General features: G+C 44.9%; 15 protein-coding genes. 4 read left to right on the top strand and 11 right to left on the bottom strand.

Annotated features, from left to right (window positions below):
- Positions 1 to 111: 111 nt before the first annotated feature.
- Complete coding sequence (locus tag GLW00_RS01905; protein ID WP_160910787.1) at positions 112 to 1,260, top strand: S1C family serine protease; 1,149 nt, start codon at positions 112 to 114, stop codon at positions 1,258 to 1,260.
- Positions 1,261 to 1,894: 634 nt separating this feature from the next.
- Here GLW00_RS01905 and cls read toward each other — a convergent pair.
- From cls to GLW00_RS01865, 8 genes are all read right to left on the bottom strand, one after another.
- Entirely contained in the window at positions 1,895 to 3,337 is a 1,443-nt protein-coding gene (gene cls, locus GLW00_RS01900; RefSeq protein WP_160910786.1) for a cardiolipin synthase, read from the bottom strand.
- A gap of 162 nt (positions 3,338 to 3,499) precedes the next feature.
- Positions 3,500 to 4,042 (bottom strand): transcription repressor NadR, encoded by a 543-nt coding sequence (locus tag GLW00_RS01895; RefSeq protein ID WP_160910785.1) that lies wholly within the window; start codon positions 4,040 to 4,042, stop codon positions 3,500 to 3,502.
- A gap of 81 nt (positions 4,043 to 4,123) precedes the next feature.
- Positions 4,124 to 5,581, bottom strand: coding sequence for a glycoside hydrolase family 32 protein (locus tag GLW00_RS01890; protein ID WP_202412331.1), 1,458 nt, complete (start codon positions 5,579 to 5,581; stop codon positions 4,124 to 4,126).
- 154 nt (positions 5,582 to 5,735) lie between these two features.
- Positions 5,736 to 6,233 (bottom strand): PTS sugar transporter subunit IIA, encoded by a 498-nt coding sequence (locus GLW00_RS01885; protein ID WP_160910783.1) that lies wholly within the window; start codon positions 6,231 to 6,233, stop codon positions 5,736 to 5,738.
- A gap of 269 nt (positions 6,234 to 6,502) precedes the next feature.
- On the bottom strand, positions 6,503 to 7,687 hold the full coding sequence (megL, locus tag GLW00_RS01880) for a methionine gamma-lyase (RefSeq protein WP_160910782.1): 1,185 nt from the start codon (positions 7,685 to 7,687) through the stop codon (positions 6,503 to 6,505).
- Positions 7,688 to 7,760: 73 nt separating this feature from the next.
- Positions 7,761 to 8,954: an MFS transporter gene (locus tag GLW00_RS01875; protein WP_160910781.1), complete on the bottom strand. Its 1,194-nt coding sequence runs from the start codon at positions 8,952 to 8,954 to the stop codon at positions 7,761 to 7,763.
- On the bottom strand, positions 8,951 to 9,382 hold the full coding sequence (locus GLW00_RS01870) for a MarR family winged helix-turn-helix transcriptional regulator (protein WP_160910780.1): 432 nt from the start codon (positions 9,380 to 9,382) through the stop codon (positions 8,951 to 8,953). Before GLW00_RS01870 ends, GLW00_RS01875 begins: the two co-directional genes overlap by 4 nt.
- Positions 9,383 to 9,484: 102 nt before the next feature.
- The gene (locus tag GLW00_RS01865) at positions 9,485 to 10,741 is read right to left on the bottom strand and encodes an EAL and HDOD domain-containing protein (RefSeq protein ID WP_160910779.1); all 1,257 of its coding nucleotides are present in this window, start codon (positions 10,739 to 10,741) and stop codon (positions 9,485 to 9,487) included.
- A 145-nt stretch (positions 10,742 to 10,886) separates the two neighbouring features.
- On the opposite strand from GLW00_RS01865, the gene GLW00_RS01860 reads away from it, so the two are divergent.
- Together GLW00_RS01860 and rarD are read left to right on the top strand one after the other, a co-directional pair.
- Complete coding sequence (locus tag GLW00_RS01860) at positions 10,887 to 12,476, top strand: FAD-dependent oxidoreductase (protein WP_160910778.1); 1,590 nt, start codon at positions 10,887 to 10,889, stop codon at positions 12,474 to 12,476.
- Positions 12,477 to 12,584: 108 nt separating this feature from the next.
- The gene (rarD, locus tag GLW00_RS01855; RefSeq protein ID WP_160910777.1) at positions 12,585 to 13,490 is read left to right on the top strand and encodes an EamA family transporter RarD; all 906 of its coding nucleotides are present in this window, start codon (positions 12,585 to 12,587) and stop codon (positions 13,488 to 13,490) included.
- A gap of 285 nt (positions 13,491 to 13,775) precedes the next feature.
- Here rarD and GLW00_RS01850 read toward each other — a convergent pair whose 3' ends face one another.
- Together GLW00_RS01850 and GLW00_RS01845 are read right to left on the bottom strand one after the other, a co-directional pair.
- Positions 13,776 to 14,741, bottom strand: coding sequence for an NAD(P)/FAD-dependent oxidoreductase (locus GLW00_RS01850; RefSeq protein ID WP_160910776.1), 966 nt, complete (start codon positions 14,739 to 14,741; stop codon positions 13,776 to 13,778).
- 128 nt (positions 14,742 to 14,869) lie between these two features.
- Positions 14,870 to 18,037 carry an efflux RND transporter permease subunit gene (locus GLW00_RS01845; RefSeq protein WP_160910775.1) on the bottom strand — a complete coding sequence of 1,056 codons (3,168 nt, stop codon included), beginning with the start codon at positions 18,035 to 18,037 and terminating at the stop codon, positions 14,870 to 14,872.
- Between the two features lie 115 nt (positions 18,038 to 18,152).
- Between GLW00_RS01845 and GLW00_RS01840 the strand changes: the two genes are divergently transcribed.
- Entirely contained in the window at positions 18,153 to 18,998 is an 846-nt protein-coding gene (locus tag GLW00_RS01840) for a TetR/AcrR family transcriptional regulator (RefSeq protein WP_160910774.1), read from the top strand.
- A gap of 51 nt (positions 18,999 to 19,049) precedes the next feature.
- On the opposite strand, the gene GLW00_RS01835 is transcribed toward GLW00_RS01840, so the two are convergent.
- Positions 19,050 to 19,505: a hypothetical protein gene (locus GLW00_RS01835; protein ID WP_160910773.1), complete on the bottom strand. Its 456-nt coding sequence runs from the start codon at positions 19,503 to 19,505 to the stop codon at positions 19,050 to 19,052.
- Positions 19,506 to 19,530 lie beyond the last annotated feature (25 nt).

Below are 19,530 nucleotides of genomic sequence, written 5' to 3'. Positions count from 1 at the left end.
TTCCACATTTACACCAAAGTCATTCCATAACTCTGTCGTAGAATAAAAATTGTCAGAGGGAAACACCAAAGATCAACAGCGAATCTTATTGAAAGGGGCGTCGTTTCTCTAATGTTTGATGAACAGAAGCGAAATGATAAGAAACAATACAAACGTTCCGGTATAGCTTTCAGTGTTTTAGGAGCCATTGCAGCTGTTTTTCTAGTTACCACCGTTTTTCAGTGGCAGGGCATTTCTATAGATATCAATACAGAAAAGCCGACAGCACAAGCCAATGAACTGAATCTCGGGAAAAACCAGGAGGAAGTGACTCAAGCAGTCAACGAAGCTTCCGAAGCGGTTGTCGGTATTAGTAATGTCCAGAATACAGGACAAGGCGCTAAAAAAGCCGGTACAGGTTCCGGGGTCATTTATAAGGAAGAAGGCGGAAAAGCTTTTGTTGCCACCAACCATCACGTCATCGAAAATGCTTCCGAACTTGAAGTTATTCTGAGTGATGGAACAAAAGTGAAAGCCGAACTAAAAGGTAGTGACCCTTTAACAGACCTGGCCGTTTTACAAATAGATAGCGAACATGTGCAAAAGGTTGCTGAATTAGGTAAAGCCAGTGACGTAGAGGTCGGGCAAACAGCCATTGCCATCGGTAACCCGCTAGGCATGGAGTTCGCAGGATCCGTGACGAAAGGAATTGTCAGTGGATTGAACCGTAATATTCCAGTCGATATTAACGGTGATCAACAACCAGATTGGCAGACCGAAGTCCTTCAAACCGATGCAGCCATCAACCCAGGTAACAGTGGAGGTGCGCTCATCAATCTGCAAGGCGAAGTCATTGGAATCAACTCTATGAAAATCGCAAAAGCAGAAGTTGAAGGAATTGGCTTCTCTATCCCTATGGACGTTGCTAAACCTGTCATCGAAGACTTAGAGACAAACGGCGAAGTTGAACGTCCTTACATGGGAGTTTCCCTGCAAGACTTGAACCAAATCCCTAACCCTGTGTTACAACGTGAGCTAGGGTTGCCAGAAGAAGTAACCGAAGGCGTCCTTGTCCAAGGCGTCGAAAAAGGCTCCCCTGCTGATGAAGCAGGACTCGAAAAATACGATGTGATCACCGCCATCGACGGCAATGAAATCGAGTCTCTCATCAGCCTGCGACAATATCTCTACAACCAAGCACAAGACGGAGATACAGCAGAGCTTGAAGTTTACCGTGACGGCAAACCAACCACCGTCCAAATCACGCTAACCTCTCAATAATTGAACAGATATGAAGAATACGTGATGAAGAAAGATTGAAAAGTAGAAACGCTGATGGGGATTCGACATCCAATAGATACGATCGATCCCCCCTCCAGATAGCTATTAGATAAAAGAATTCCCTTCAGCCTTTCTCGTGCTACAAAGGAAAACCAATACCAAAACAACCTCTCTCAAAAAGCCCTGCGCAAGATGCGCAGGGCTTTTTAATTTATTCAATTACTTGGCAGGAAGACTTGATTTCGAGACTTTTGTTGAGTGGATGGGGACTACGGGTGATGACTCGCTTTCCGTGGGAGCTTGGTGAGCCTCCTCATCCCCCTCCGCCCCTTTGCTATATCAAGGTCTCGAAACCACTTATAGAAACCCCTCATTCCAACTTGGTTGAGGCGAGTAATTGAAACGCCCTGGGGCAGGTGTTTGTCATCCAACTGCTTGATATATAGCAAATTCTACGTACAGCCCAGGGTTAGTGGAGGACAGTCCTTGTGGGCGAAGGGGTTCGTTTCTCCCTTACATAGAAAGGGTGGTTGGAAAGCGAGTGGCTTCCCAACCACCCCTGGCGCTAAACTAAGTAACGAACCCCGAAAACGCCTCGAAACTGTGTCTTCTACCTTCTTGAAGAGTAAAATAATTATAGGATTGGTGATAATAGCCTTGAGATGGCTTCTTTAAAGCGGATCCATTTCGTCCTGGCATGATAAAGCTTAAATGTAAGCTCAGTCGACTCGACAATGTCCTCATGGAAACGGTCGGCTAATGACTGCGCCACTTCTGGATGATATAAAAAGGCGTTCACTTCAAAGTTCAGACGGAAGCTCCGCACATCAATGTTCGCTGTACCTACCGAAGCTATTTTTCCATCAACGACAATTGTCTTGGCGTGTAAGAATCCTTTTTGGTAGACGTAAATGCTTGCACCTGCTTTTAACATATCTCCAATGTTTGAAAATGTTGCCCAGTACACGAATGGATGATCCGGCTTATTAGGAATCATGATTCTCACATCCACTCCTGACAGGACCGCTACACGGAGCGCATCCAGTAAGCTGTCGTCAGGGATGAAGTATGGGGTTTGAATGTACACATACTTTTTCGCTGAAAGGATCATTTTCAAGTAGCCATGCTTGATTTGCTCCCACTCCGAATCAGGACCACTGGATACGATCTGCATGCCCACATCGCCTTTGGGTTTAGCCTGGTAATACCGCTGCTCATACACAATATCTCTGCGTGAAGCGTGATTCCAGTCGAGGATGAAGCGTGTCTGCATGTTGTTCACTGCTTCTCCTTCCACGCGCAAATGGGTGTCCCGCCAATATCCAAACCTTTTATTAAAGCCCAAATATTCGTCTCCGATGTTGAAACCACCAATATACCCGATTTCACCGTCGATAATTGCGAGTTTTCTGTGGTTTCGGTAATTGATTTTCATATTCACTTTAGGGATAAAGGAAGGGAAAAACGATTCCACTTGCACGCCCGCTTCTTTCAAGCTCCGTATATAGGAACGCTTCAATAATCTTGAACCCATGTCATCATACAAAAGCTTGACTTCCACACCTTCCATGGCTTTCCGCTTCAACACATCTGCCAGGCGGTGCCCTAAGTTATCATCTCTTAAAATATAATAGAGCAAATGAATATGATCTTCTGCTTTTTCAAGATCTTCAATAAGTGCATGAAACTTCTTTTGACCATCTGTAAAAATTTCAACTTGGTTGTTTTGCGATAATAGTGCATCGTTGTTTTTTAGATGCATATAAATTAAATCTTCATATGGAATGATATCTTCATGCTGGACTTTCAACTCGTTATTCTTAATGGCTGTCAATTGTTCCTGGACAGCGGCAAGAAGTCCAAGACGACTTTTTTTGTCCCAGGTGAATATTTCTTTATTGCTGAGCCGGCGCCCGAAGATCAAATAAAGAAAGAAACCTGCGACAGGGATAAATAGTAAAACCATCAACCACGCCCATGTTGCACTCGCATCTCTTCGTTCAAGGAAGATGATGGCTAAGGCAAGCAACACGTTCAAGGTAAGAATGATACTCACAAAAATCGGCAGGATGTTCAACGTGGCCACCTTCCTTTTTCTAACAAGAAATCATGATATAAATATATCATATTCCTTTCGTTCATTGATTAAGACATGCTTCCCATGTCGTCTTTATATGAAATAAGTAAAAAGAGATAAGCTTCCTTTTCAGAATGCCTATCTCTTCTCAAGATATCCCTGTTATTTCGTCATCAATATACCTGCTTCTTCCAATGCCGTCTCTGCCTCATCAAGGGCTTCCTGGCTGTCCGCTGCAATGGTATGCGTATGGATGCCGCCTGTCAATTCGAGTAAGTAAGAGGCTTTGGTGCTGTTCACTTTCTCGATGAATTTCTTTACATCACGGCGATTCGAAATGGTAAGTCTGGATGTTAAATCACCATAAATAGGGTGTTCGACAACGACATCCTGGACATGAACACCATGATCAACCAGAATATTGAGTTCCTGTTCTGTTTCGTCCCCCTGGTGCTTGCATACAATCGTACGTTGATAGGGCAGGTCATCTTTTCCATCCATCATATACATGTACCCTTGACTCGTGGCGACAATCGGCTCATTCTTTGCTTTCAGCAGGGAGACATCACCGACAATGACTTGCCGGGTCACGTTCATTTCCTCGGCAAGAGAACTACCTGTGACAGGCGCACCTTTTTGTTTTAATAAAGCGAGAATAAACTCTCTTCGTTCATTCGCTTTCATCTTTTTTGGAGATTGACTCATAAACATGACCCCTTCGTGCGATTTACATAAAGTTATCTTACCACAATAATAAGGAATTCAAAAAGCGAGCCCCTTTTCCTATTAAGAATACTCATACCCTTTCAAATTCCACTTTTCAACAGAGAAAGTAGTGGATCCTAATGAGGTAAAGAGAATATGCTCTTCCTCTGCTTGAGGATAAATCCTGGAAGTCAGTACCTCTTCCCCTCCATTAATGAAAATTTCCAGTGAAGACTGATCAATAAATAAACGGAGGTTCTTTAATCCGTCCTTCAGTTTCACGCGACGGAACTCTGTTTTGGAACGGTCTTCTAAATGCGGTCTTGATAATGTTATGACATGATCTTTGTAACTCAAAGAAGCATACTGAAAAAGTTCGATGGCGAACATATCCTCCAATGATTCAATATCGAGGTTCAGCTCAATCGATCTCCCCTGTACCCCTCTCACGCCTTTTTGATCATTTTCAATTGTAATGGATGAATGCATTAAAACTGGTCCTCGCATTGAGGCAAGCTCAGGCAGAGGGGTTTGTATGATTCTTTCGCCATCCCACTTCAATTCACGCGGGATCGTCAAGCAATGGACCCATCCATGTTCAACCGTGGGATGTGCTTGTTCATATTGCTCCGGGACCCCCATCCAGCCGACAAGGATCCTTCTTCCTTTTTCATCCGTTGTCGTTTGAGGAGCATAAAACTCGAAGCCTCGATCAAGCTCACGAAAATCTCCGTGTTGGAATGTTTCAGAGCTTTCATCCCATTGCCCAATAAAACACCCGCTCTGATATGTATTTGCATAGTTCATACCATCAGCCTCAAGTCCCTGGGGGCAGACCATAAGCACGTCTGCACCATCCAGTTCGAATAAATCCGGACACTCCCACATATACCCAAACTCACCCAGCTCCCCTTCATTACTTCCGGCAATAGGGCCTACGTGTTCCCATGAATGAAGGTCAGTCGAACGGAACAATACAGCCTTCCCCTGCTTATCCCCTGTTTGAGCTCCAACCACCATGTACCATAGGTCACCCTTCTTCCATACTTTCGGGTCTCTGAAATGAGCTGTGTACCCTTTTGGCGTTTCAATGATGACGCCTTTTTTCTCAAAATGGACACCATCCCTAGATACAGCAAGACATTGATATTCTGCCTCAGGTCCATGTTCCCCTTCCACATTTCCCGTATAGAAAAGGTGCAATTGATCATCATGCACGACAGCGCTTCCCGAATAGACCCCATCCTTGTCATACCATTCGGATGGAGTCAAAGCCACAGCCTCATGCTTCCATTTCACAAGATCTGCAGAAGTGTAATGTCCCCAGTATTTTGCCCCATGAGCTGTATCGAAAGGCATCCACTGATAAAAGAGATGATATGTCCCTTTCCATTGTATGAATCCATTTGGATCGTTCATCAGACCGACAGGCGGCATATGATGATAATTCTGACGGTACATATCCGCTTCTACGGTTTGTTTGTAATTTTGTACTTCTGTCTCCACTTTGTTTCGCAGCTCTGTATCACGCTTAGACATCACGCTTCTCCTCCCTTTTCTACTTATCCGTCTTCCTTCTTGCCCCATTATAAAACATCCCACTCTCCTCCGCCATGAAAACTCCCTTTTTCTGGATCATACATCCAGAAAAAGCCTGATGTACACGTTTGGTACATCAGGCCTTGGTCGTCTTTTATTTCGTTTTCAGTGTAGCGATGGTAGATTCACCGGCGTTTGCGCCATCGCTATAGGATGGATCGAAGTTTTCGACTACATCATCATAGTTTGTAATGACTACAGGTGTAATCGTGCTTTTCGCTTTTTCTTTAACAAGATCCATATCAAACGTAATCAAATGATCACCTGCGTTTACTTTGTCTCCAGTGGTGATATGCCCTTCAAAGCCTTCCCCTTCCATCGAAACCGTTTCAAGGCCGATGTGTACAAGGACTTCCACACCTGACTTCGTTTTTATCCCTACGGCATGGTTAGTAGGGAAGAGCTGGACGATTTCACCGGATACCGGGCTTACTACTTTTCCATCGGTCGGTTCAATAGCTACGCCGTCCCCCATCATTCGCTGACTAAATACAGGGTCGTCCACTTCATCAAGGGGAACCACTTTTCCATTTACCGGAGCGACAATTTGTTCCTCCACACTTTTGTTATTACCAAATAGTTTTTTTAACATAACTCCATCGTCCCTTCTATATTTTTTATGCGGCATGCTTGAACTTTTACTTCTCTTCACACTGGTATTACTTTTCCCGATGTGATGATGGATAAACACATATCCACTACCTATTGTTCCAATAAAATGTGCGGAAAGGGAAAGACAGCCAGGACGATGGAGCAAGACAAGTCAATACTCACAGCCTCTTAAAAACCACCATCCGCTTTAAAATGTGATAATCAAAAGAGCCCTATGTACCCATAGAGCTCTGGATGATGTATAGGCTCTTATCCTTCTTCCAAAGACTGATTCAGATCTTCCCAAATGTCCTCAACGGATTCAAGGCCGGCGGATAGGCGGATGAGTGTATCGGTAATGCCCATTTCCTGCCTCTTTTCTTCTGGAACGACTGCATGAGTCATGGTGGCCGGATGTTGGATGAGGGTTTCGGCATCCCCAAGGCTGACCGCAATTTGAATTAGATGGAGGCGGTCCATGAATTGCTGGGCTTCTTTTTTACCTCCTTCTATTTCAAAAGCAAGCACACCTCCGCCTGTTTTCATTTGCTTTTCAACGATGTTGAATTGCTCGTTCCCTTCCATTCCTGGGTAATATACGTGTTTTACTTTTGGGTGGTTATCCAGCCTTTTAGCCAGATCAAGAGCATTTATGCTGTGGCGATCCATACGTACATGAAGAGTCTTTAAGCCCCTGAGTAAAAGCCAGGCATCAAAGGGGGACAGGACACCGCCGATATCTTTCTGTTGAGCCATAGCCAAGTCATCCATAAATTCTTTTTTTCCTACGACCAGGCCTGCAATGACATCTCCGTGACCACCGATGTATTTGGTGGCACTGTGCAAAACAATATCACACCCAAGATCCAATGGTCGCTGGAGGTATGGTGTGCAGAAAGTGTTATCGACAACGACCGGGATGCCATGTTCTTTCGCCACCCGTGCCACCATAGCAAGATCGATGATTTTCATCGTCGGATTGATCGGCGTCTCAATAAAGATACAGCGGGTATCCGGAGTGATCTTCGCCTTCACATCTTCCTCTGTTTCCATATAGCTGAAATCATGAGTGATCGCATATTTTTCTTCAAACATCTTCAGTAAACCATAAGTACAACCATATAGACCGTTCGAACATAATACATGGTCACCAGCTTTAGTGAGTGCTATTAATACGGCAGATACAGCAGCCATGCCTGAAGCGAAAGCCAAACCACGATCGCCACCCTCAAGAGTGGCGATGCGGTTTTCCAACGTCCGCACTGTCGGGTTCCCGAGTCTCGTATAAATGTATCCTTCCTCTTCACCAGCGAACCTTCTTTCACCTTCCGCTGCAGAAGAAAAAGAAAAGGTGGAGGTTTGAAAAATCGGTGTCGTCAAGCTGCCGTCATACTTTCCTGTTTTTTCATCATTATGAATCATTGCTGTTTCTATCCGTTTCTCTTTATTTTTCAAAACGGCCTTCCCCCTTCATTTTGTAAGCGTTTTCAATTAATTGTAACAAAAGAAGGAGAAAAAGACCTCCTTCTTAACTACTATATTCAATCTTATGTTCAGCGTTCGAGCGGACCTTTCTTCCATGCAGAAGAATATAAAGGAAAACCGCACCCAATACGACAAAAGAACTATTGAAATAGAGCGAGGAAAATCCAATACCTGTAGCAACTGCTCCAACAACATAGGATCCTACTCCAATGCCAATATCAAAAATCGTAAAGAAAGTGGCTGTAGCTGAACCTGCTCTTTCCGGTACTTTTTTCAAAGCGATGGTCTGCATACTCGGAACGAGCGTACCCCACCCGAGACCGATCAATCCGCCAGCCAAAAGCAATACAAAAGCCGTGCTGGCAAAACTTAAAACCATCATCCCTGCACCAAAAACAAGAATCGATGGTATCACAATCACATTTTCACCATATTGATCAAACCACCTTCCGGTAAATGGTCGGGAGACAAGCAGTACAAGTGCATAGACGACGAAGAAATAACTAGCCGCCTCTGCAAGGCCGAGCTGGTTTGCATAGACGGAAACAAACGATAACACTCCCGCGTACGCAAGCGCCATAACGGCGCCGGTCAACGCAATAGGAAGCACAGGTTTTTCTAAAAGATTGTGCATGTTCGGGACTATACTTCTCTTCGCTGGTACAGGAAGAGGGTCGACACGAATCACAAGCCCAGTAAGCAAAGCCAGGACGGCCAGGGCGACACAAACGTAGAACATCACGGTGAACCCGGCCGTTTGAATTAAAGTAAGACCCAGGAAAGGACCAATCACCATCGCGAAATTCATCGACATCGCAAAATAACCGAGCCCCTCCCCCTTTCTTTGATCTGGAACAACATCGGCAGCAATAGCCCCTAGAGCTGTCGTTCCCATCCCGAAACCGATCCCTTGTATGAAACGAATGGTTAAAAGGGCAGAAAAAGAGTCGAACCATAGATACAAAAAGGAACTTCCTAAAAAAATGCTTAAAGCGATTACGACCACAGGCTTGCGTCCAAAGGATTCCACCCACTGCCCTGAAAGTGGACGTATAAGAATGGCTGCCAGCAGGAAGACCGTAATAATTAAGCCGGCTTCCCCTTCGGCCACTCCAATGGATTCCATCGAATAGATCGGCATCGTCACGAACAAAAGATAAAACACTAAAAAGACGAGAAAATTGCTCGCACAAACATTAAGAAAACTGGATGTCCATAAACGGGGTTCCCTTTTCATTCGCTTCTCCCCCTTTCCTCTTCAATCAGCCGGGAGAGTGTAAGGACATGCTCTTCCAATACCGCTTCCCTTTGACCACCGTAACGTTCTAATAAACGCGCTTCTGCTTTTTGTATGGCCTGCTGCCAAACTGGATAGCGCTCTCTTCCTGATTTCGTTAACGTTATATCATTCGTGCGTTGATCGATGCTCTTGTTTTTCGCGATATACCCAAGAGCCTCCAGTTTAGCGATGACCCTTGATAAAGGAGGTGCTTCGATATTCAAGCGGTCTTTGAGATCTGCCTGTGTCATCGATCCTCCATGGCTGTGCAATTGGAACAATACGGCCCAGTGAGACATATAAATATCTTCATCCCGCAATCCTTCATTCAAAAATTGATTCACATTTCTCGACAGTTGTTGGATATGGTGAAAAATTAAACTCATGATGTGTGCTCCTTTTCGTTACCTAGGTAACAATATTGACAAAAAAAGGGCTCTCTTGACGAGAGCATCTTCAGAAATCATAACATGGATTCAACCGTTCCGCTATCTTTCTACCTTCTCGGTGAAATGCTCATGATAGAGCTGTTCAGACCAGGCAATGGCCTGGCCGTACACTTCAAATACTTCCGAATAGGATAAATTCCATTCAGCCAAGTGTTTTTCAAGCCATTCAAAATCTGCCTTTTCCATCGCTACAGCCAAATCCAACACGAGCCGGTACGTATTCTGCTGTCCCTCTAATGCATTCTTTATCTCTTCATCAAGGGGCAGTGAGCCCACCACTTCATGCGAAGGTCGTTGGGTGATTACATCAATCAGCGACATGAATCCGGTCAGGAAATAACCGTCCGCCTTCTTTTCCGCCCTGATTCTGACGGCCATCTGTTCACAAAGTTTGGCACGGACAAGACTCGTTTTGATCACAAGCTGGGATTGGGTCGAGGTAACCGCCGTGGTTTGTTCCACTGATAATACGTACAGCCACTTTTTCAGGCCTTCGGTCCCTAACAGCATGACGGCTTGTCTGATGGATTGGATCGGTACTCTTGTCCGTTGCTGGGATGAATTGATCAAGCGGAGCAATTTGTAAGTAAGGGCTAGATCCTGTTCCATAATTTCCGTTACTTTTTCAATATTAATGTCGTCATTCGTAGCTGTAAGCTCTTGGATCATTTGAAAATAGGTCGAGGAAAGAAAAGGGATATCCGTCCCTTTTACGATCACCGGCTTACTGAAATAAAACCCCTGGAAGAGGGAGAAACCTTCTTCTATGCACCGTTGATGCTCTTCATGGGTTTCCACTTTTTCCGCTAACAACGTCACCCCATACTCTTTCCCTAACTGAATGATCCGGGCCCGGTTCTCGTCTGTCACTTCCCGAATGTCCACTTTTAAAATGTCCACATAATGAAGGAGTTCATACACCGAAGGCCTGTCGATATCGATGACATCATCCAGCGCGATTAAATATCCTTTTTCCTTCAAGGTTCTGCACACTCGGATAAGGTCAAGGCTGAAAGAAACGTGTTCAAGGATTTCCACGACCAGTTGTTCAGAATTAAAGTATTCAGGGACTTGTTCCAGCAGAAGATCCTCCGTGAAATTGATAAAACATGGCTTGTTTTGTGACAAACGCTCTAAGCCGATCGTAACGAAACTGTTCATCAATACTTCTGAGGTTGCCTGACTTCCATCCATAGGAACGAACCGGTTTTCTTCACTGTTCCGATACAGTAGTTCATAGGCAAATATATCATTCTCAACTGTCAAAATCGGCTGCCGCGCCACGAATACTTCCATCCTGCTTACCACCTTCATACGTTTCTTCCCATCTTGTTCAAGTATACTACAAAGCCTAAATGTTGTTAATTTTTCCATGGAAAAATACATGAAACCTTCAGACAGGGAAAGACTGAAAGAAACGAGTCACTCAGGAGGGAAAGTCATGGAACAACACGAGAAATGGACTCAGCCAGAACCCTTATGGCGTGAAAATATGTCACTGCCCACTTTTGAAGCTCTGAAAGAAGATACAACGACAGAGGTGGCTGTCGTTGGTGGAGGGATCACCGGGATTACGACCGCTTACCTTCTAGCGAAAGCAGGGAAAAAAGTAACTCTTATCGAAGCGGATGAGTTATTGAATGGTACGACAGGTCATACCACCGCAAAAGTAACTGCTCAACACGGATTGATCTACCACGAATTATTGAATCACTTTGGTGAAGAGGAGGCATCCCTCTATTACCAGGCCCAAATGAGTGCCTTGCAGTCCATGGAAGAATGGATTGATAAATATCAGATTGACTGCAACTGGGTGAAAGAGGATGCCTACCTTTTCTCAACCACTAAGCAAGGTGCGCGCAAATTGAAAAATGAGTATGAAGCTTATCAAAAGCTGGGCATTCCAGGCGGCACCATTGACGCCCTTCCTTTTGAAATGGAAGCTACCAAAGCGCTAAGCATGAAGGATCAGGCCCGCTTCCACCCGATCAAGTACTTAGCTGCTCTCATTGACGAATTTGTTAAAATGGGCGGGGAAATCTTTGAACATACCAAAGCGACAGATGTGAAAGAAAAAGACCGCATAGAGATTCAAACGGGGGATGGGCATACACTTGCCTGTGAGAAATTAGTTTCATGCAGCCACTTCCCTTTTTACGATGGAAAAGGGCTCTATTTCAGCCGCATGTATGCCGAACGTTCCTACCTTCTTGCCATAGAACCTGAGAAAGAAGTGCCTGAGGGGATGTACTTGTCGATCGATGAACCGAAACGTTCCATCCGTACGGCTGAATACAATGGGAAGCCGGTGTTGTTGATTGGTGGAGAAAGCCATAAGACAGGGCAAGGTGTGGATACATCATTCCATTACCATGCTCTCGAGGAATTTGCCGCTCAGACGTTCGGTATTAAAGAGAAACTGTTCCAATGGTCAGCTCAGGATCTAACCACACTTGATAAAGTCCCTTATATCGGACCGATTACACGGAACAACGATCGGGTATTCATCGCTACAGGTTTCCGTAAATGGGGCATGACGAACGGGACACTTGCAGCTAAACTGATTTGCGATTATGTCCTTGGTGAGGAATCTCTTTTTCACGAACTATTCAAACCTACACGCTTCAAATCAGACCCTAGCATGAAGCAGTTTTTATCCCAAAACTTCGATGTCGCTGTCCACTTGGTCGAAGGGAAACTGGAACTTGTAGCCGAGCGCCCGAATTCTCTCAAAAAAGGAGAAGGAATGGTCGTCCAGTGGCGCGGTGAAAGAGCCGGTGCGTACAGAGATGATGAAGGCAAGCTCCATGTCCTCGACACGACCTGCACACATCTGGGGTGTGAAGTCGAATGGAATAGTGGCGAACATACATGGGACTGTCCTTGCCACGGATCCCGTTTTTCCTATGATGGAACGGTGGTCGAAGGACCTGCCGACAAGCCTCTAATGAAGATTGCATTGGAAGGGGAACCGGATCACCACGCGCCACTAGGAGAAAGCAGTGAGGAAGAACACGGCGAACAACCTTAATGTGCATGGCCCCTCATACGGGCCATGCATTTTTCAAGCTTCCCCTTTCGAACGGTGATATAATGAATCGGATGAACAAATATCCCGATTTACGAAAGGGTCCTCACCATGATCAATGAACAAAAACTCGGTGTTACCTATACGGCCGGAGCCTACATATTGTGGGGAGTGCTCCCCATTTACTGGAAGATGATTCAAGAGATTCCTGCTTTTGAAATCCTGGCTCACCGCATCGTCTGGTCCTTCCTCTTCATGGGAATCATAATCATGATCACAAGAAAACAGAAAGAATTTATACGGGAATGCCGACAAATCGTAAAAAATAAAAAACAATTGATCGGCATCACCCTCGCCTCCATCACCATCAGCATCAACTGGGTTACCTATATCCTTGCGGTCAATACGGATCACGTCGTTGAAGCGAGTCTTGGTTATTACATCAATCCACTCGTGAGTATTCTACTCGGAATGATTGTCTTAAAAGAAAAATTTTCAAAAGCTCAATGGCTTGCTTTCTTACTAGCTGCACTCGGCGTCATTTATATGACGGTCAACTTTGGTTCTGTGCCGTGGCTTGCTCTGTTGCTTGCCTTCAGCTTTGGATCGTACGGACTCTTGAAAAAACTTGTTCCTTTAAATGCCATGTTCGGTTTGACGATCGAAACGTTGATTGTCACGCCAATCGCTATGGGCTTTCTTTTTCAGCAACAATCAGGCCAATGGTCCACCATAGAATTTTGGTCATGGACGACTGCCATAGTGTTCGGCGCCGGAATCGTTACTGCCATCCCCCTCCTTTTATTTTCAGCAGGGGCAAAAAGAATTCCCTTATCCATGGTAGGGTTCCTTCAGTATTTCGCGCCCACCATCATGCTCATCATAGGGATCTTCCTATATGATGAACCATTTACAGATGTACACGCTGTATCTTTCACCTTTATATGGGCAGGACTGGCGGTTTATACCGTCACGAGAGTGAAACGATTGAAAAGATACGAAGCAAAAGCAAGCTAAAAAAGGTTGGGCGGCATGTTACGAATGCCGCCCAACCTTTTTCTCGAATGTTTCGGGGCTCCTTTGGCGCGATTCGGGGCTCCTTTGGCGCGATTCGGGGCTCCTTTGGCGCGATTCGGGGCTCCTTTGGCGCGATTCGGGGCTCCTTTGGCGCGATTCGGGGCTCCTTTGGCGCGATTCGGGGCTCCTTTGGCGCGATTCGGGGCTCCTTTGGCGCGATTCGGGGCTCCTTTGGCGCGAAAGGTCATCCTCGAAACGGATGACCTTTCGCTTTGTTATGCGAGCTCACCAACTCAAGTAGGCTGCCGCATCTTTCCCAGATAGGTAGGCACTTTCAAACCGCGTGCGCCCCGCTTCATCATTCAGCCTTAAGAACGCGTCACCGGCAACCACCAGGCGTCCATCACCTGAAAGATCGACATAAGGCTGCCGCATCACTTTTTTGGCCTGCGCGTATCTCCAACGTTTCAATTGTTCGGACTCTAACTGCTTCCAATTCAAATGCCCTGCTGCTTTTTCTTTGATTAAAGACATCACGTAATCTTCACCATAATGCTTACGTGACCACTCTGCTTCCATATAGACACTCACAACCGTATCATCCGATATTCCTTTTTTCCGATGATCCACCATCCGTTCCATCCCTTCAGGAAGGCCCACATCTACATGGCCATCTTCCGGCAAATCCGTCTCTTCTCTGAAATGAAAAATGCCCACATACGTTGGTTCGAAATAAATGTCCTTCAGCTGCTTCAGTTCTTCTTCATCAACCTCCACTTCACTATTCTTCAATAGTTCAATGATTTGCGGAGAAGGCATCGTGAGCAGGACTTTATCTGACTGCCATTCCTTCCCGTCTTCGCTGTAAAGACGGTATCCTCCCTCTACTTCAAGCATTTTGACTACTTTCGTATGTAGGGCAGTTGGAAGGTCTGAGGCTAACTGCTTCGCAAGGCCGTTCATTCCTTGCACAGCGGTGTAACGAGGATACTTTTCCCCGAACCATTGTTTAATCCAGCCTTGTTCTAACCATTCCTGCACCTCATCTTCTAATTCATCTGTTCGTACAGTGAAAAATTGCGCCCCATGATCGGCCCGTCCATCTGCAACTCTCCTCGTTGCCAGCCGGCCACCGACACTTTTACTTTTATCTGTTAACAACAGGCTGCTTCTTCCCTGTTTCTTTAATCTCCTTGCTGCTGTTATGCCGGCCAGTCCAGCTCCTATGATCGTAATTTCATAATGCTCCATCCAAACCCCTCCATTAAGCGATTTATAGTCCATTCCCACAGCCATATAATTAAAAACGATAAACTTTCTACTAATGTATAAAAAAAGAACATCCCCGCCATGTGAGGATGTTCTTATTCTACCAAAATCTATTTCGTAGTTTGTGTCTTTTTCTGTCTACGGAACTTCATTAATATTTCGTACGCGAGCGGTACGATGAGTAGTGTTAGGAGTGTAGAACTCGCTAACCCTCCGATAACCGTAACTCCAAGACCTTTACTGATGATCGAACCACCTTCAAACCCAAGAGCCAGCGGAAGCAGAGCTCCAATAGTGGCAAGAGCTGTCATCAATATTGGACGAAGTCTTGTCATTCCTGCATCAAGTAAAGCTTCGCGTGTAGAGAAGCCTTCTTTTTCTCTATATATGACACGGTCGATGAGAACAATCGCATTGGTTACAACAATTCCGATCAGCATCAAGGCACCGATCATGGCAGAAATACTTAGGGTTTCTCCACTGATCAATAGTCCAAGAACCGCTCCGATAATGGTAAACGGCAAGGAGAATAGAATGGCTAATGGCGCCAGTCCTCCGCCGAAGAATACGACTAGGATCAAGTACACGATTGCGATTGCCGCAAGCATTGCAATACCTAATTGAGAGAAGGATTCATTGATATCCTCTGCCACCCCTCCTTGAGTAATTTCTACACCGGAAGGCGTATCAATCTCCTGTGCTTTTTCATTGATTTCCTGAGAGACAGCACCTACATCATCGACTGTAATCTCTGCACTGACACTTGCATACACGCGTCCATTTCTTCGTGTAATCGTATCAGCTGTTGTCCCCTCTTCAACTTCGACAAGTTCACTGATCGCCACTGTCTGACCCGTTGGAGAAGTGATTTCTTTCTCTGTTAAGTCCTCAATTCCAGCAATATCTTCTTTTTCTACTTCGAGATAGACATTCAATTCCTCTCCATCCCGTTCAATCGTCGTAATCACTGGCTCCTGACGATTTTGTCCAAGCTCCATACCGATTTGTGCAGCCGTTAGGCCTAGCTCACTTAAGCGTTCATGGTCGGCTACAAGCGTGTACTCTTCGTAGGATTCTGAAAGACTGGAATCGACGTTTCTCAACTTCTCTTCTTCTGCAAGAAGTTCTTCTAATTCAGTAACGACCGGTTTGATTTCGTCTGTATTATCTCCGTACACCCGCAGTTCAAGACCACTGCTTGATCCTGCTCCAGAGAAATCCTGACTCATCCATTCGCCATTTTCCGTTTGTTCATTCAGGCTGTCTATGACAGCTTGCGTTTCTTCCGAAAATTCTTCGGTATCATCCGCATATTCCACGTAGAACATCGCCTGGTTGGAAGCCCCAGGGTTCATCGGGTTTTCGCCTCCAACAGAGTATTGAACCGTTTCGGCTCCATCACGGTCCATAAAGAACTGCTGCGCATCTTCAGCAATACGTTCCACGTCTTCTGACGTCTGTCCCGGCTCAGGGCTGAAAGTTGCAATGACCATCTTCTGTTCTTGTTCAGGAAGGAAACTCGTTCCCACAAATGGGAGAAGAGCAATACTCCCGACCAGAACCAAGACAGCCACGATGCTTGAAATGACTTTATGATTCAACGTGCTGTTTAGGATTTTTTTGTAGAAGAGAGCGAGTTTCCCTGCCCCTTCTTCATGTGTACGTCCTTTTATTTTCGACTCTTTTAGTAGAGAGTGGGACAGCATCGGAACTATGGTAACAGCCACAAGTAGAGATGCTAACAAGGCAAAAACAACCGTTAGTGCAAACGGTAGGAATATTTGACCCACTGTACCTTCAACAAGGCCAAGCGGCAGGAATACAGCGATGGTTACAAGCGTCGAAGAAAGGATCGGCATGAACATTTCTCTCGTCGATTCACGAATCAGTGCTTTTCCTTTTAACTTCTCTTCCGATAACGACATCCGCCTGTATATATTCTCCACAACGACAATCGAGTCATCCACCACACGTCCAATCGCAACTGTCATGGCACCAAGGGTCATGATATTCAACGTGATGTCCATCCAGTTCAAGAATAGAATAGCGATCAATAAGGATAGCGGAATGGAAATGACCGAGATCAATGTCGTCTTGATGTTACGTAAGAACAACAAGATGACTAGGACAGCGAAAATCCCACCAAACAATGCCTTATTAAGCATCGTACTGACAGACTCTTCAATCGGCTCGCCCTGGTCGAAAGAATACACAAATTCTATCCCATCCAGGTCTTCCTGGAAAGAATCTGTTTCTTCTTTTACAAGATTTACAACATCAACGGTATTGGCTTCCTGAGATTTGACAATTTGCAGGGATATGGAATCTTCCCCATTCGTACGGGAGATGGATTCAGCTTCTCCAACGACCTCTACATCAGCAATTTCGCCAAGGGTAACCGTCGGGATTCCATCCATGGCCGGCATGTCAGCGGTCGCAGATCCCTGCCCTTGACCTCCTTGCTGAGCTTCAGGAGGAATTTGACCCGGTCCTTGTGAAGGCATTTGTTGACCAGGTTGACTTCCTCCCGCTGAAGGAATAGCAGGAATCTGCAATTCTCTCAACTCTTCCACACTTGTAAGGTTGCCATCAATGACGACAGATTTTTGAGTATCATCAAAAGTGTATAAGCCTAATGGGAAGGAAACGTCCGATCCTTGAATGAAACTCGTAATGGTTTCTTTATCAAGACCCCGCTCATTCAATACTTCTTCATTCAAATCAATGCGGATTTCTTCAAGCTGCTGCCCGGAAACCTGCACATCCGCGACACCTTCAAGACCCTCAAGAGATGGCACGATCTCTTCTTCTACTGTTTTCGTTAATTGTTCAAGTGATCCATCTCCATTGATGGCACTTAAACTCACGACAGGAAAGGCGTTAAAGTTCAAACGTGATACAGAAGGCTCTTCTGCTCCGTCCGGCAAAGCAACCTCATCGACTGCTTCTTGCAATTCATCCTCTGCTTCATCTAAACTTTTATCAAAGCTATATTCCAACTGAAGTGAGGAAGCATTTTGAAAAGAGGAAGAACTGACCGTTTTCACTCCACTCAAATTGCTTACTTGCTTTTCAAGTGGTTCTGATATTTGATCAGCCACCTCTTCTGGTGTAGCCCCTGGATACGTCGTGGTCACCGTAATGATCGGTGGCTCAATATCCGGTATGGTTTCAAGCTTCATATTCAATCCTGCATATAAACCTGCTGCGGTAATGAGGATTGTCATAAGCCAAATCGCAAATTTGTTATTCATCGAAAAATCGATGATTCGTTTCATACTCAACTCTCCCCTTTATTGACCAGTTAGTCACAACACTATAAAATATAAATGACCAACTGGTCAGAGGTCAAGGGAAAACATCAACTTCTCCAACTTTGAAGGAGCGACAACCATGGAACAAAAATCAATATATATTATCGAACAGTCCATCAAGCTGTTTGCTAAAAAAGGATTCAGCTCTACTTCCGTCCAGGAAATCGCAAGCGCATGCGGAATATCAAAAGGAGCTTTCTACCTCCATTTTAAATCGAAAGATGCTCTGCTGTTAGACATATTCAACTATTATTATCAACGGATTCAAACGCGCATTGATGAAATTCAAAAGCTCGATGCGGATGATCGTACGAAGTTTAAGAAACAACTGCAAGTCACTTTTGAAGAACTGGCCAACCACAGAGAATTCATTATTATGCAAATCCGGGAACAAGCCATCCCCTTCAATGAGAATATCGAACAATTTCTTACTCAAATGCGGGTGAACTCTTACCTTTTCTACAAAAGTCACTTGCAAAACATCTATCAGCATCAGGTGGATGAAACCGTATGGGAGGTCAGTCTGATTCTACAGGGGATGTTCAAAGGGTACATGGATCTCATTATTATCGAGGGGGCTGATTTAGACCTCGAGTCGCTGGCAGTCGCCATGTTACGTAGAACGGACTATATTGTAGAAGGTTTTCAAAAGAGTGGTGACCAACCAGTCATAACGGGAAGAACCATGCGGCAGCTCTTACCACCCATGTTCTACGGAGAAGAAAAAGAACAGTTGCTATTAAACTTAGAAGAACTAGCCAATGATGGGGATCAGGAAATGAAAGATACGGTGCATGTCCTGACGGAAGAAATGAAAAGGGACCAGCCCAGGTCTGCTATTCTAAAGGGAATGATGGCAAACCTTGAAGGGGAACCGCTTTTCAAAGAAACCATCGAAAGCATAAAAAAATACTACCAGTTATAAAATCATTTAATAATCATAGTAAAAAGCTCAGGCATAGCCTGAGCTTTTTTATTATACACGCTCTGCTTCCAGTACTTCATCGAGAATTGGATAGACAGCTTCTACGCCTTCTTCTGCTACTAAGCATGCTACACCAAGCGGAGTTTCCCAAAAGGAATCAGGAATATAAGGGTTTTTAAGCCCTGCCGGCTGATAAAGCGAACGATAGATGCGGTTCAAATGCTGTCTGGTTTCTTCAGGGTCTCTTTCTTTTTCACCCCGGGCAATTAAGAACACGTAACGCATGGACTGAAACAAGTTGTCTCCTGGCATGAACGTATATTCCTTGAAGAATTTCAGCTGTTCCTGCGCTTTTTCCTTCAGCCCAGATTGGACCGCAAGATCATCGAGATGCTGTTGTAAATGATTGTACACTTGTTGGAAGACTCTTCGTTTTTCATCCTGCATGACTTTATCATTATAGATTTCCTGCAATTTAGTAAATGCGGTTTCTTTCGTCCATTCCACCTTGATCACCTCATTACCTACATTC

It is taken from the genome of Halobacillus litoralis, assembly GCF_009856445.1.
GTDB classification, from domain to species: Bacteria; Bacillota; Bacilli; order Bacillales; family Halobacillaceae; genus Halobacillus; species Halobacillus litoralis.
Note: the sequence above shows the minus strand (reverse complement) of the source record. Positions and strands in the feature narration are given on the sequence as shown.

Coding starts and splice junctions, on each gene's coding strand:
- GLW00_RS01905 (WP_160910787.1), top strand. CDS start 112: ATGTTTGATGAACAGAAGCGAAATGATAAGAAACAATACAAACGTTCC.
- GLW00_RS01895 (WP_160910785.1), bottom strand. CDS start 4,042: ATGAGTCAATCTCCAAAAAAGATGAAAGCGAATGAACGAAGAGAGTTT.
- GLW00_RS01890 (WP_202412331.1), bottom strand. CDS start 5,581: ATGTCTAAGCGTGATACAGAGCTGCGAAACAAAGTGGAGACAGAAGTA.
- GLW00_RS01885 (WP_160910783.1), bottom strand. CDS start 6,233: ATGTTAAAAAAACTATTTGGTAATAACAAAAGTGTGGAGGAACAAATT.
- GLW00_RS01875 (WP_160910781.1), bottom strand. CDS start 8,954: ATGAAAAGGGAACCCCGTTTATGGACATCCAGTTTTCTTAATGTTTGT.
- GLW00_RS01870 (WP_160910780.1), bottom strand. CDS start 9,382: ATGAGTTTAATTTTTCACCATATCCAACAACTGTCGAGAAATGTGAAT.
- GLW00_RS01865 (WP_160910779.1), bottom strand. CDS start 10,741: ATGGAAGTATTCGTGGCGCGGCAGCCGATTTTGACAGTTGAGAATGAT.
- GLW00_RS01860 (WP_160910778.1), top strand. CDS start 10,887: ATGGAACAACACGAGAAATGGACTCAGCCAGAACCCTTATGGCGTGAA.
- rarD (WP_160910777.1), top strand. CDS start 12,585: ATGATCAATGAACAAAAACTCGGTGTTACCTATACGGCCGGAGCCTAC.
- GLW00_RS01850 (WP_160910776.1), bottom strand. CDS start 14,741: ATGGAGCATTATGAAATTACGATCATAGGAGCTGGACTGGCCGGCATA.
- GLW00_RS01845 (WP_160910775.1), bottom strand. CDS start 18,037: ATGAAACGAATCATCGATTTTTCGATGAATAACAAATTTGCGATTTGG.
- GLW00_RS01840 (WP_160910774.1), top strand. CDS start 18,153: ATGGAACAAAAATCAATATATATTATCGAACAGTCCATCAAGCTGTTT.